The organism is Halobellus inordinatus (genome assembly GCF_024498335.1).
In the GTDB taxonomy this organism is placed as follows: Archaea; Halobacteriota; Halobacteria; order Halobacteriales; family Haloferacaceae; genus Haloquadratum; species Haloquadratum inordinatus.
Genome location: NZ_CP101825.1, coordinates 2,106,479 through 2,119,808 on the forward strand (window position 1 = coordinate 2,106,479; position 13,330 = coordinate 2,119,808).

Annotated in this window: 14 protein-coding genes; 6 read left to right on the plus strand and 8 right to left on the minus strand. The window is 65.7% G+C overall.

Annotation, left to right across the window (positions count from 1 at the left end; genetic code table 11):
• Positions 1–4 precede the first annotated feature (4 nt).
• Positions 5–1,321 carry an anaerobic glycerol-3-phosphate dehydrogenase subunit C gene (locus tag NO362_RS10705; protein WP_256545236.1) on the plus strand — a complete coding sequence of 439 codons (1,317 nt, stop codon included), beginning with the start codon at positions 5–7 and terminating at the stop codon, positions 1,319–1,321.
• A gap of 63 nt (positions 1,322–1,384) precedes the next feature.
• Here the strand turns inward: NO362_RS10705 and ileS are convergent, their stop codons facing one another.
• From ileS to NO362_RS10730, 5 genes are all read right to left on the minus strand, one after another.
• The gene (ileS, locus tag NO362_RS10710) at positions 1,385–4,516 is read right to left on the minus strand and encodes an isoleucine--tRNA ligase (protein WP_256545237.1); all 3,132 of its coding nucleotides are present in this window, start codon (positions 4,514–4,516) and stop codon (positions 1,385–1,387) included.
• Between the two features lie 83 nt (positions 4,517–4,599).
• A complete protein-coding gene (locus NO362_RS10715; protein WP_256545238.1) occupies positions 4,600–5,202 on the minus strand; it encodes a hypothetical protein in 603 nt (200 codons plus the stop codon).
• Between the two features lie 235 nt (positions 5,203–5,437).
• On the minus strand, positions 5,438–5,896 hold the full coding sequence (locus NO362_RS10720; RefSeq protein WP_256545239.1) for a DUF7992 family protein: 459 nt from the start codon (positions 5,894–5,896) through the stop codon (positions 5,438–5,440).
• A gap of 152 nt (positions 5,897–6,048) precedes the next feature.
• On the minus strand, positions 6,049–6,564 hold the full coding sequence (locus tag NO362_RS10725; RefSeq protein ID WP_256545240.1) for a bifunctional nuclease family protein: 516 nt from the start codon (positions 6,562–6,564) through the stop codon (positions 6,049–6,051).
• A 90-nt stretch (positions 6,565–6,654) separates the two neighbouring features.
• Positions 6,655–7,269 (minus strand): ArsR/SmtB family transcription factor, encoded by a 615-nt coding sequence (locus NO362_RS10730; protein WP_256545241.1) that lies wholly within the window; start codon positions 7,267–7,269, stop codon positions 6,655–6,657.
• 104 nt (positions 7,270–7,373) lie between these two features.
• Here NO362_RS10730 and NO362_RS10735 point away from each other — a divergent pair, with 104 nt between their 5' ends.
• On the plus strand, positions 7,374–7,967 hold the full coding sequence (locus tag NO362_RS10735; RefSeq protein ID WP_256289854.1) for a GNAT family N-acetyltransferase: 594 nt from the start codon (positions 7,374–7,376) through the stop codon (positions 7,965–7,967).
• A 38-nt stretch (positions 7,968–8,005) separates the two neighbouring features.
• Here NO362_RS10735 and NO362_RS10740 read toward each other — a convergent pair whose 3' ends face one another.
• Positions 8,006–8,287, minus strand: coding sequence for a DUF8142 family protein (locus NO362_RS10740; protein ID WP_256289855.1), 282 nt, complete (start codon positions 8,285–8,287; stop codon positions 8,006–8,008).
• Between the two features lie 89 nt (positions 8,288–8,376).
• Positions 8,377–8,727 carry a DUF7520 family protein gene (locus NO362_RS10745; protein WP_256289856.1) on the minus strand — a complete coding sequence of 117 codons (351 nt, stop codon included), beginning with the start codon at positions 8,725–8,727 and terminating at the stop codon, positions 8,377–8,379.
• A gap of 123 nt (positions 8,728–8,850) precedes the next feature.
• Here NO362_RS10745 and cdd point away from each other — a divergent pair, with 123 nt between their 5' ends.
• The 3 genes from cdd (at position 8,851) to NO362_RS10760 (ending at position 11,455) form a co-directional block, all read left to right on the plus strand.
• The gene (cdd, locus tag NO362_RS10750; protein ID WP_256545242.1) at positions 8,851–9,315 is read left to right on the plus strand and encodes a cytidine deaminase; all 465 of its coding nucleotides are present in this window, start codon (positions 8,851–8,853) and stop codon (positions 9,313–9,315) included.
• A gap of 57 nt (positions 9,316–9,372) precedes the next feature.
• Positions 9,373–10,191, plus strand: a complete 819-nt coding sequence (locus NO362_RS10755) for a nucleoside phosphorylase (protein ID WP_256545243.1) — start codon at positions 9,373–9,375, stop codon at positions 10,189–10,191.
• Positions 10,192–10,264: 73 nt separating this feature from the next.
• Positions 10,265–11,455, plus strand: coding sequence for an NAD(P)/FAD-dependent oxidoreductase (locus tag NO362_RS10760; RefSeq protein ID WP_256545244.1), 1,191 nt, complete (start codon positions 10,265–10,267; stop codon positions 11,453–11,455).
• Positions 11,456–11,647: 192 nt separating this feature from the next.
• Here NO362_RS10760 and NO362_RS10765 read toward each other — a convergent pair whose 3' ends face one another.
• Positions 11,648–12,181: an Rrf2 family transcriptional regulator gene (locus tag NO362_RS10765; protein ID WP_121570408.1), complete on the minus strand. Its 534-nt coding sequence runs from the start codon at positions 12,179–12,181 to the stop codon at positions 11,648–11,650.
• Between the two features lie 192 nt (positions 12,182–12,373).
• Here NO362_RS10765 and NO362_RS10770 point away from each other — a divergent pair, with 192 nt between their 5' ends.
• Positions 12,374–13,291, plus strand: coding sequence for an NAD-dependent epimerase/dehydratase family protein (locus NO362_RS10770; protein ID WP_256545245.1), 918 nt, complete (start codon positions 12,374–12,376; stop codon positions 13,289–13,291).
• Positions 13,292–13,330: the final 39 nt, after the last annotated feature.

The window sequence follows — 13,330 nt, forward strand, 5'->3', positions numbered from 1 at the left end:
TAGTATGAGCGACGCAGAACCCCCAGCCACGACAGAGCCAACCGACCCGACACGAGAACACGAAACGGACTTCGATCCGGTCTCGGTCTTCGACGGAGACGAGACGATGGACCTCCGCCCGGGCGCGGACAACTGCTACAAGTGCTCGGTCTGCGACACCGCTTGTCCCGTCGCCGAAGTCGACGACGACTTCCCCGGCCCGAAATTCCAGGGGCCCGAGCAGTGGCGGCTCAAGCGCAAGGAGGGCGGCGAGATCGACGACTCGATTATATCCTGTTCGAACTGTATGCGCTGTGACGACGCCTGCCCGTCGGGCGTGCCGCTCTCACAGATGCACAACACCGCCCGCGGGGAGTACGTCGACGAACAGATGGACAAACTCTCGCGGGAGTACGTCCGGAACCGCATCCTCGCGAACTACGGCACCCTCGCGCGACTCGGAAGCAAGGTCCCGCGGCTCACCAACCTCGTGATGGGCAACTCCCTCGTCCAGAAGATCAACGAGAAAGTCCTCGGCATCCCCTCCGAACGCGACTTCCCGGCGTTCGCGTCCCAAACCTTCCGCGAGTGGTGGCACGAGCGCGGCGGCGCGAACGTCGAGAGCGAGGAAAAGCGCATCGCGTACTTCCACGGCTGTTACTCGAACTACAACACCCCGGAAGTGGCGAAGGCGCTCGTTCGCGTCTTCGAGTCGTTCGGCTACGAGGTCGTCGTCCCGCGCCAGCGCTGCTCCGGCACGCCGATGTTCGCCAACGGGATGCTCGACGACGCCGAACGCGCCGCCAAAGTGAACGTCGGCGAATTCTCAGACCTCCTCGAAGCGGGCTACGACGTTGTCGCCTCCTGTACGTCGTGTTCGATGTCGCTGCGGCAGGAGTATCCCGAACTGTTCGAGCTATCGGGCATCGAGGAAGTCGCGGCAAACACCTACGAGGCGCTCGAATACCTCCGGATTCACGAGGACGTACGGGGCGCACTCGACGACGCGAGTGTCGACGACCAGGCGCTCGCGTACCACGCGCCGTGTCACGCGCGCAATCAGGGCCTCGACCGCCAGGCGGTCGAACTGTTCCGCGATCTCGACGGCGTCCTGATCGAGGACGTCGGCGACTCCTGCTCTGGGATCTCTGGCACCTACGGCTGGAAGGAAGAGAAGTACGAGACGTCGATGAAGATCGGCGAGGAGATGTTCGAACATATGCGCGATGCGACGGGAGAGGTGGGGATGACCGAGTGTCCGACGTGTTCGATGCAGATGGAGCACGGCACGGGCTACGACATCAAACACCCGCTGCAACTGCTCGAAGAAGCGCTCTGTTGAGGGGTCGCGTGCGGGGCGCGAACGCGTCTCGCCCTACGCGGCCGCTCCCGTTTCGCTCGTCTGTTACGCGCCGACCGGTTCGACGCCGATCGTGACGGTCACACCTTCGACGTCCCACTCCTCGACGAGCGCCCAGTCGCCGTCGGCCGCCAGTTCCTCGCCGTCGACGAACTCCCGGGTCCGCGTCTCCTCGGCGACCACGTCGCGGTGGCGGTCGACGAACTCGGCGATGCGGTCGTCGGCGACGTCGACGTACGTGTCGATCTCGGCGTCGACGTCCAGTTCGAGCTGCTTGCGCATCTCCTGAATCCGCCGGACCACGTCGCGAGCGTAGCCCTCGGCCTCGATCTCGTCGGTGAGTTCGGTGTCGACGTAGACGGTGCCGTCGTCGAACGCGGCTCCTGAGATGTGCGCCGGCGGTTCGGCCTCGTACTCGACCATCTCGTCGGTGAGGTCGTAGGTCTCGCCGTCGACGTCGACGCCGGCTTCGACCTCGGCGCGCGTCTTGCCCTGCACGGCTTCCATCACCTTCTGGGCGTCTGCGCCGAACGCCGGTCCGATGACGCCCATCTGGGGATCAGCGCGCTCGACGAGTTCGTCGAACTCCGAGACGACGTCGATCGATCGAGCGTTGACGCGTTCGGCGAGGAGGTCTGAGAGCGATTCGACGGCGTCGGCGACGGCGTCGTCCTCGGTGGCGACGACGACCCGCTGGACGGGCCAGCGGAGCTTTCGGCCGCCCTGCTGGCGCGCGTTCGCGGCCGCCTCCTCGACGTCGCGGAGGACCGCCATCTGCCGTTCGAGTTCGGGGTCGCGCAGCGTCCCGTCGGCGGTCGGGTACGACAGCGCGTGGACGCTCGTCGCCTCGCCGTCGAGGTGCTGGTACATCTGCTCTGCCAGATACGGCGTGAAGGGCGCGAGGAGGCGGATCGTCTCGTCGAGGACGGTCGCGAGCGTGGCGTACGCGCCGCGCTTGGAGGCGGAGTCTTCTTCCTCCCACATCCGCTCGCGGATCGCCTTCACGTAGAAGCGCGAGACGTCCTCGGTCAGGAAGTCGAGCACCGCGTTGAGCGCGTCGCTGACCTCGAAGTTCTCCCAGGCCTCGGCGGCCTCGGCTTCGACGGACTGCAGGCGCGAGAGCACCCACTCGTCGACGACGGTGAGGTCGCCGTCGTCGAGGTCGGCCTCGGCGGGGTCGTAGCCGTCGAGGTCCATATACGGCAGCGGGAAGCGGAAGACGTTCCAGAAGATGTTGAGCGTCGACTGCATCTCGCCCAGTCCGTTCCACTCGAAGGAGAGATCGACGCCCTGCTGGTCGTGACTGAGGAGGTACGCCCGCAGCGGGTCGCGGCCGGCGCGTTCGATCGCCTCCTCGGGCGTGACGATGTTGCCCAGCGACTTCGACATCTTGCGGCCGTCCTCGTCGTTGACGAAGCCGTGCATCATCACCTGCTCGTAGGGCGCTTCGCCGACCGCGGCGGTGCCCATTCCGAGCTGGGACCAGAACCACCCGCGGGTCTGGTCGTGGGCCTCGACGATGAAGTCGGCGGGCCACAGTTCCTCGTAGGCCTCGGTCTCGCTCGGGTAGTCGATGGTTCCCCACGTCGCGACCGAGGAGTCGATCCAGACGTCGAAGACGTCCGGCACGCGCTCGTAGGTCTTCCCGTCCTCGGTGATCGTCAGCGGATCGACCGACGGCCGATGGAGGTCGATCTCGTCGGGGTCGATGTCCTGGTCCGCGCGCTCGGCGAGCTCCTCGCGCGTGCCCACGACGATCCACTCGCCGTCGTCGGCCTGCCAGATCGGGAGTGGAATTCCCCAGTAGCGCTGCCGGGAGATGTTCCAGTCCGGCGCGTCGGCGACGAAGTCGCGGAAGCGGTTGTCGCGCGCCCACTGCGGGTACCACTCGGAGTCGTCGATGTTCTCGAGCAGTTCGTCTTTGATGTCGGTGACGGTGATGAACCACTGGTCGGTCGCGAGGAAGATGATGTCCGTGTCACACCGCCAGCAGTGACCGTACCGGTGGTCGTGCGTGCCCGAGGCGAGCAGCGCGCCCGACGCCTCGAGGTCGTCGACGATCTGGTCGTTGGCGTCGCGGACGAAGGTGCCGGCGTAGTCGCCGGCCTGCTCGGTGAACTCGCCGCGACCGTCGACGGGGACGTACACGTCGAGGCCGAGTTCCTGCCCGCGAGCGAAGTCCTCCTGCCCGTGTCCGGGCGCGGAGTGGACGAGGCCCGTGCGGTCGGCTTCGACGTAGTCGGCCGTGTAGACCTGGCCTGCGCCCTCGAAGTCGGCGTACTCGTTCAGGTGCGACTCGAGGGGGTTGTCGTAAGTCCAGCCGACCAGATCCTCGCCCTCGTACTCGTCGACGACCTCGTAGTCCTCGTAGCGACCCTGTTTCAGGACGTCCTCGACGCAGGGTTCCGCGACGTAGAGGACTTCCTCCTCGCCGTCCTTCTCGGCGCGGACGGCCTGGTAGGTCATCTCGCCGTCGACGGCGACGAAGGTGTTCGCCGGGATGGTCCACGGCGTCGTCGTCCAGATGACGAGGCTCCCTTCTCGATCCTGCAGCGGGAATTTCACGTAGATCGACGGGGAGGTGATCTCGTCGTACTCGACCTCGTTGGCCGCGATGGCGGTCTGACACCGCGGACAGTAGTTGACCGAGCGCTTGCCCTGCTCGACGAGGCCGCGTTCGTCGACCTGCTGGAACGCCCACCAGGCGGCTTCCATATACTCGGGCGAGATGGTCTCGTAGGGGTCGTCCCAGTCCATCCAGACGCCGATCGACTGGAAGTCCTCGTCCATCGCCGCGCGGTTCCGCTCGGCGAAGTCCTTGCACTCCTCGATGAACGACTCGATGCCGTACTCCTCGATGTCGCGTTTGGTCTCGAAGCCGAGTTCCTCCTCGACTTTCACCTCGATCGGGAGCCCGTGCATATCGTAGCCCGGGCGGTCGGTGACGCGGTGGCCGGTCATCCGCTTGTAACGGATGATGGCGTCCTTCAGCGTCTTGTTCCAGGCCGTGCCGAGGTGCATCTGGCCGGAGGTGTACGGCGGGCCGTCGACGAAGAAGAAGGCGGGGTCGTCGGCGTGGGCCTCCTTCGTCGCCTCGTAAGCGTCGGTGTCGTCCCAGTACTCCCCGACCGCGGATTCGACCTCCGCGGGCGTGTACTGGTCGTCGACTTCGTCCATACAGAGGGAGTACCAGCGAATGTATATGAAATCCGTGGAACCGCGGCGTACGGTCCGTTCTCCGAGCGGGCGGCGACCGAGCGTTACGACTCGGCTCGGACCGTCATCTCGGAACGTAGCGCGCCGGTCTCCTCGTCGTAGACGGGGAGGCGGACCCGCCGGGGCGTCGCCTCGGCGCTGTACCGGACGACTGTCGTCGCGATCACGTCCTCGGTTTCCGGCGACAGATCGAGTTCTGAGGGGTCCCGTGACGCTCGCGCCATCGGCGCTGTCACCGTCCGCCAGCCGGTCCAGCCGAGATCATCGTACAGGATGGTCGGGGCGACTTGGTAGGCCTCCGCCCGCGACATCCGCACCTCGTAGAGCAGGATGAAGTTCGAGGAGTAGTCGGTGTTTCGCAGTTTGTTGTCGAACGTGCGTTCGTTCGTCGGATACTGATCTGTAAAGATCGCTGACACGTCTGATAGCTTCCCGGTGAAGAGCGCGGCGTGGCGGGTCGCGTCCCCGGACGCCGAGAGGCCGTCGGTGGCCCACGGTTCCGACGCGGGGTGAAAGACCATCGTGGCGATGTCCATTACGACGCGGTCACTCATTTCTCGGCGCACCGCTCCAGTGCATCCCGAGAGAGCGGTCATCGACAGGGCGGCGGCCGACGCGGTCGCCGAGAGGAGGGCTCTGCGGTTCACGGACGGACCTCCCGGGGCCACAAATATATTTCCGTGGGTCCGAGCGTGACTGAACTGGCTCGATCCGATGGGCGATGGACTACTGCTCGCGTCGCTCTGCGGTCGTCACACCGATTTGCACCGCGAGGCGAGCAACGCGGGCCGAGCGGCCTTTTTCCCTCCCGGTTTTTGCGTGGTGGGTTCCCGCAGCGGCGCGACGCGCCGCGAGGAAACCCACCGTGGAAAAAGGTGGGTTTTAGAAATCAGGCAGATCGTCGGGCGCTTCGTACTCCGATTCCCAGGTGATGTAGTCGTCTTTCAGCACCTCACAGACGGTCTGTCCGAGTTCGGTCAGGCCGGCATTGATGCTTGAGACCGTCTTCCAGGAGGTGATCTCGGGGTGCAGTTCGCGTTCTTTCCAGTCCTCGGGGAGCCCGGGGGCGTGATACCCCACGCGGTCGGCGAAGTCGTCCCAGAAGAAGTCGAAGTGCGAGAGCATCTCGAGGTCGAGGACGATCGCCCACTCGTCGGCGGTCACGTCGGTCTCGGCAGACCACTGCTCGAAGGCGTCCACCCACGCGCCGTCGCGGAGGAGTTCTTCGAGGTCCGCGCGCCGGTAGTCGGTGTCGCCGACGACGTCTGCGTCCTCGTACTCGTTTGGATCGACGGTGTCTTCGAGTTCGGGCACCGGAGGAGTCTCGACGGAGAGGGTCATAGCGGGGCCTTCGAGTTCTGTCGGGATAAGGGTACGCGGACAGGCCGATGCCCAGTAGACGGCCCGGGTAGCACTCCCACTGTCGGATACGAATCTGTGGCGTATGTTGCTACACCGAGTGAGGAATCGATCTACACAGTTGGCTGACCGTATCAGCGCCCCCCGCCGAAGTCGTCAAGATCGTCGAAATCGTCGAAGTCGTCGGGCTCGTCGGAGACGTCCTCGTCGCGTCCCTCGCCGAAGTCGAACCGATCCGGTGGCTGTCCGGCTTCGTCGAGGACGGCGTCGGACACTTCGATCGGACAGTCGACGCGGACCGCGAGCGCGACCGCGTCGCTGGGACGCGCATCGAAGACGAACCGCTGGGGCTCGCCGTTGTCGTACCGCTCGGCGTCGATCTTCGCGTAGAAGGTGCCGTCGGCGATGTCGTCGATGCGGACCTTGTCGATCGCGCCGCCGAACTCGGTGAGCATCTCCACCAGAAGGTCGTGTGTGAGCGGTCGCTCGAAGGACTCGCCGGCGATCGCGAGTTGGATCGCCCGGGCCTGATCGGCCGTGACGACGATCGGCAACAGCTCGGACCGCGCCGCGACCACGACCGCGGGGATGTTGTCGCCGTCCGCGTCGACGCCGACGGCGATACCCTCGACCTCGCCCGGGTGATTCATACCTGCCTCTTGTGGGTCAGGGTACGAATACTTACGGGAGAAGATTCTTCGGGGAAGGGGACCGACGGTGCGAGCCGCGCCGTCGTGCCGCTATCGCTGGCGGACGAACCAGACCGCGAACCACGCGAGGAGGACCGTGAGACCGCCGAGAAACACGAGTAGTCCTGGCGGGAACCCCGAACTGGCGGCCGTCTCGGTCGCGATCCGGGTCGATTCAGTCGTCTGGACGGACACGCCGCCGTCGGCCCCGCCGGTTTGCGCGCCGAACGGGAGGCCTTCGATCGCGACCTGCGCGAGGATGCTCACGAGCCCGACGACTGCGACGCCGCCGAGCAGTCGCTTGAGCGCCGCCGAGAGGCCGGCGGTTTCCTCGCCGTCGGCCGCGACGACCACGAGCGGGCGGTCTGCGGGCGCGTATACGTTCATCTCGCGGCCTTTCTCCGAGTACGCCGTGTCGACGACTTCTACGGCGCCAGCGTCTTCGAGCCGCTGGATGTGATACTGGACGTTCTGCAGGGACGTATCGACCGCATCCGCGAGGGCGGCGGGGTTGGTCGGCTCCTCGTGAAGCGCCGAGAGAATCTGCCGTGCGGTCCCCGAGGAGAGCGCCGACAGCAGGTCGTCGGCATCGTCGTCGTCGAGTCCGACGACGCGCGGCGAGGCGTCGACGTCGGGCTCGGACTGGGAGGGCAAGAGACGAGCCATCGTGCGCTCGTAGAACGCAGACCGATACAAAGGTGTTGCCTGTGCGCCGTGGTTCGACAGACGGCTCCGCAATACACTTGCATCCCGGTGTCGTATCACCGAGTATGTACGTCCGGGACGCCAAAAATCGCGACGAGGTCTGGCTACTCGACAGGATCGAGGAGGCCGAAATCGACGATCCCGCGTTTCGCTCCCGGGACTACGTGATCGCGCTCGACGAGGAGTCCTCTCGTAAGGCCGGCTTCGGACGCATTCGCGTCCACAAGACGGAGGCCGGCAACTTCTGTGAACTCGCGTTCGTCTACACGCTCCCGCCGTGGCGACAGCAGGGCGTCGCCGCGCACGTCATCGAGCGACTCGTCGCCGAGGCGGGCGACGAGGGCTACGAGGCGGTTTACACGTTCACACGCCAGCCGTCGTACTTCACGCCGTTCGGCTTCGAGCCGCTAGAATCCGGCGACCTTCCCGAGCCCGTCGCGTCCCGGCTCGAAACGGTCAGAGCAGAGCGCGGCGACGAGGTCATCGCGATGCGCGTGCACGCGGATGACTTCACGGTCCCCGAGGAGTACCGCGAGCGGTTCAAGAACGCCGCTCCGGCAGACGAACCCGAAGACGGTGAAGTCCCCGTCGAGGAGACAGCCGAGGACTTCGGGATCGACCCCGAGGAAGCGACCTACAAGTACGATACCGGCAGCTGAGGTCAGTCTCGCTGACGCGGCGGGTGATCGGCCTCGTTTTAGGTCCGACCGTCGAGGAAGTCGGTACTGAAAACGAGGTACGCCAGGACCGTACAGAAGAGGATCGGCGGGAGGAGCGCGAACGCCCACAGCGGCTCGATCCCCCAGCCGAGGAGCAAGACGACGTTGCCGAGTCCGATCGCGAGAAACGGCGCGACGGCGAGCGCTGCCCGCTTGCGGTTTCTGTTCCCGGTCTCCGATTGGAGCGGCGCGTTCGGATCGAACTCCTCGTCGGTCGCCGCGGCGTCCGCGCGGTCGTCGGCCGACGTGGTTGAAGCCATACTGCGCTGTCGGGACTGCAGCGACAAAAGCGCCGCGCTGTCTCTCGCACGTAGAGGCCGCTCGTCAGAGATGGTCCTCGATGCGGCGCTTAGCGCTGAGCGTCTGGATCCCCGGCGTCGGCCTCCGCACGGGAGGCGAGTTCGACCAGGCCGAACAGGACTGCGAGGACGAGCGTCGAGACTACGATCCCGTAGAGTGCGACCGCGCCGGGCGTCAGCGGAATCGTCACCGAGGTGCCCAGAACGGCCGCCTCGGAGGCCGACTCCGCGCCGTTACCGCCAACGAGCAGACCGACGCCGCCCGAAATCGCGACGATCGTCGCGCCCAGCACCAGCATAATTCGTCGGCCGAGTCCGGGCGTCCCGGCGTCCGCCGTCTCGACGTCCGAGTCGGGCGCGTCGCCGCCTCCCTCGGCGTCAGTGTCTGTATCCGAGTGCACACGCTCGCTACGGCCGGGAGTGGCTTTTCACTTGCCCTTTGACGTGTCGACCGCTGACGGCCCTCGCGGACGTTCTCCCGGGGACGACAACGTACAAACGCCCCCCGGACGAACCGCCGGGCGATGACAGACGACCTCGTCGAACGCGCTCGCGACGCGCTCGCAGACGCCTACGTCCCGTACTCGGAGTATCGGGTCGGCGCGGCGCTCAGAACGGCCGACGGCACCGTGTACGTCGGCTGCAACATCGAGAACGCGAACTACTCGAACAGCCTCCACGCCGAGGAAGTCGCGATCGCGTCGGCGGTCCGAGACGGCCACCGAGAGTTCGACCGGATCGCGGTCTCCTCCGGCGCCCGCGACGGCGTGACGCCGTGTGGGATGTGTCGCCAGACGCTCGCGGAGTTCGCCGACGCGGACCTCGAAGTCGTCTGCGACGAGGGCGGCGACGACACGTCGACGTACACGCTCGGGGAACTCCTGCCGAACACGATCTCGCTGGAGACGCTCTCTGCGGCCGCGGAGCAGCGGGAGGGAGAGAGTCAGCACGACGACGCCGACGACAGCAGCGGCGACACCGATCAGTAGCGGGCTTTTCCCGAACCCAGCCGACAGTATATTTTCGATGCGCCCGGGAGAGTACCTATGAGCGACAGCGAAGACCCGAACGACGAGGTCCAGTATCACGTCGCCGTCGGCCCCGACGACGTCGCAGACAGCGTCCTCCTCCCGGGCAACCCCGAGCGCGTCGACAAGATCACCGCGCTGTGGGACGACTACGAGGAGCGAGCCAGTCACCGCGAGTACCGCACGGCCACCGGGACCTACGGGGAGACGCCGATCTCAGTCACGTCGACGGGCATCGGCAGTCCCTCCGCCGCGATTGCCATCGAAGAGCTCGCTCGCGTCGGGGCAGACACCTTCATTCGTGTCGGGTCCTGCGGGGCCATCCAGCCCGAGATGGCGGTCGGCGACCTCGTCATCACCTCCGGTGCCGTCCGTCAGGAAGGCACCTCGAAGGAGTACGTCCGCGAGGACTACCCGGCCGTCGCGGACCACGAAGTCGTCGCCGCGCTCGTCGCCGCCGCCGAGCGGTTGGGCCACGACTACCACGTCGGGCTGACGATGAGCGCCGATTCCTTCTATGCGGGACAGGGTCGCCCCGGCTTCGAGGGGTTCCGCGCGGCCGGCTCGGAGACGTTGGTGAAGGAACTCCAGGAGGCGAACGTGAAGAACATCGAGATGGAGGCCGCTGCGCTTCTCACCGTCGCGAACGTCTACGGGCTCCGTGCGGGGGCTGTCTGCTCCGTCTACGCGAACCGCGTCACGGGCGAGTTCCGAGCGGAAGGCGAATCCCGCGCGGCGGAAACCGCGAGCCTGGCCGTACACCTGCTCGCGAAGATGGACGAGGCGAAGCGCGAGGCCGGCGTCGACCACTGGCACCCGGGGCTTTCCATCGAGTGAGCGACGCTGCCTCCCACGTGAACCCGAGCCGCATTCCGCAGTTCCTTTATCCGATGCCGCCGCAGAAACGTCTATGAGTACGCAGGTCGTCGTCGTCGGTTCCGGCTACGCGGGTGCTGGTGCCGTCGCGCGTCTCGAAGAAGAACTCGATCCGGGGACAGACCTCACGTGGATCTCGGAGCACGATTATCACCTCGTCCTGCACGAGGTCCACCGCTGTATCCGCGATCCAAGCGTCGAATCGAAGATCGCGATCCCGATCGACGACATCAAATCGCCCTCGACGGAGTTCGTCAAGGGCCACGTCACCGACGTCGACGTCGACGAGCGCGTCGTCGAACTCGAAGACGAAGAGATCGAATACGACTACCTCCTGCTCGCGATCGGATCGAGCACCGCCTTCTTCGGCATCGAGGGGCTCAAAGAGCACGCCCACGAACTGAAGAGCCTCGACGACGCCCGGTCGATCCACGCGGACGTAAAGCAGGCCGCAGAGGAAGCCTCCCGCGACGACCCCGCGGAGATCATCGTCGGCGGGGCCGGCCTCTCGGGCATCCAGACGGCCGGCGAGATCGCCGAGTACCGCGACGAACACCGCGCCCCGATCGACGTCACGCTCGTCGAGGGCCTCGACGAGGTCTTCCCGGGCAACGACCCGGAACTCCAGGGTGCGCTCCGCAAGCGACTGGAGGATCTCGACATCGAGATCCTCACCGGCGACTTCATCTCGAAGGTCGACGACGAGTTCGCCTACCTCGGCGGCGGCGAGGACGAAGAGCCCGAAGAACTCGCCTACGACACGCTGATCTGGACCGGCGGCATCACCGGCCACGAGGAAGTCCACGGCGTCGACCTCGACCAGGACGAGCGCTCCCACCGCGTCTTCGCCGACGCCGACTTCCAGACCTCGGACGAGCGCGTCTTCGCGCTCGGCGACACCGCACTCGTCGAGCAGGGTCCCGACTCCGTCGCGCCGCCGACGGCGCAGGCCGCCTGGCAGGCCGCCGACGTCGCCGGCGAGAACGTCGCTCGCGCCGTCGCCGGCAAGCCGCTCAAGACGTGGCGTCACGACGACAAGGGGACGGTCGTCTCCGTCGGCGACGACGCCGTCGCTCACGACGTCAAACTTCCCGTTCTCGGGAGTTTCCCGGTGAGCGTCTTCGGCGGACCGGCCGCGCGAAACCTCAAGAAGGCGATCGCCGCACGCTGGATCGCCGACGTCGCCTCGCCGCGCCACGCGATCGACGCGTGGGACAGTATGTGAGAACGGCTGCAGAGACTCTCTCTTGACCGGGGACGGGATTCCACCTCACCCGTCCGTTTTTCTCCTCGTGCTCTCGCTTCGTCGCTGCTCGCGAGCAGCGGCGCTGTTCGGTGGAACACAGCGAAGAACGAGGAACCGAGAGGGTTGCTCAGAATTGGAGAGAGCCGACGGAGTCGCAGCCGTGACGTACTCTCAGTGCGACGCTTCGCCGACGGGCGCGCGCATATCCTTGATGCGGAGGATGAGGATGTTGCCCGTGTCGTCCTTGCCGTCGACGACGCCCTCGATCACGAGTTTCGAGAGCGGTGTCGGACCGACAGTCACGTCGTCGCCTTCGTGGAAGTCACGGACCGAACCCTGAACGTGGATCTCCGCGCGGCACAGTTCCGGGTGGTGGACCGACGAGAGGTCGATCTCGTCGACGTTGACGTTCTCGACTTCCTCGCCGTCGTGGAACAGCGGGACGAACGCCGGCTCGTCCATCTGGTTCACGTCGAGCGCTTCGTAGGCGTTCGCCGTCGGCTTGTAGCCACCTTTCGGGCCAGGTACGCCTTCGACGAGCTGGAGGGCTTTGAGGCTCTGCATCTGGTTTCGGATCGTCCCGGGGTTGCGGTCGACTTCAGCGGCGATGTCCTCGCCCTTTACCGCGTCTTCGCTCTCGCGGTGAAGGTTGATGAGTGCGGTCAGGATAGTTTTCTGACTGGACGTCAGCTCAATCGATGACATATCCAATCGTTCGCCGCATACGGTCTTAAATCCGGTGGATGGATGGATACAGTGTGAAACAGTCTCCCGATTTTCTTCCGATTCAGGCGCGTTCGTCACGTTTTTCTGCTCGCTCGGAGCCACCCTATCAGCAGTGGGTCTCCCACTGACCGATCCGGTACGGCTTTGTGAATCCTCGTTCGTGTGATCGGTATGGAAGATCAACGGATCCTCGTGACTGGGGGTGCCGGATTCATCGGCTCGAATCTCGCGAACCACCTGGCCGAGCGGAACGACGTCGTCGCCGTCGACGATCTCCACCTCGGGACGCCCGAGAATCTCGACGACGGGGTCGAGTTCGTCGACGCGAGCGTCCTCGACGACGACCTGCCCACCGAGGGCGTGGACGTGTTGTTCCACCTCGCGGCGTACTCCTCGTACACGATGGCCGAAGAACACAAGCGCGAGGCGACCCGCGTGAACGTCGAGGGCTTCGTCAACGCCGTCGAGCAGGCCCGCGAAGACGGCTGTGAGACCGTCGTCTACGCCTCTACGTCGTCGATCTACGGCTCGCGGACCGAGCCCTCTCCCGAAGACCTCCCGGTCGAGGCGCGCACCTGCTATGAGGCCTCGAAGCTCGCTCGCGAGAAGTACGGCGAGTACTTCCACCACCACTACGAGATGACGCTGGCGGGCCTGCGCTTTTTCTCCGTCTATCAGGGCTACGGCGGCGCCGAGGAACACAAAGGCGAGTACGCCAACACGGTCGCGCAGTTCGCCGAGAAGATCGCGAACGGCGAACGGCCGAAAGTGTTCGGCGACGGTTCCCAGACGCGGGATTTCACCCACGTCGACGACATCGTCCGCGGGATCGAACTCGCGGCCGAGCACGAACTCCAGGGCGTCTACAACCTCGGCACCGGCGAGAGCTACACCTTCAACACGATGATCGAGATGATAAACGACGTACTCGGCACCGACGTCGACCCCGAGTACGTCGAGAACCCACTCGACGTCTACGTCCACGACACGATGGCAGACAGCACGAAGATGCGCGAGGCGACCGGCTGGGAGCCCGAAATCTCCTTCGAGGAGGGCGTCTCCCGCGTCTGTGAACCGTATCTGGAGTAAGCGAGGATCAGGATAGCAACGCCAGGCGTAAGGTGGCAG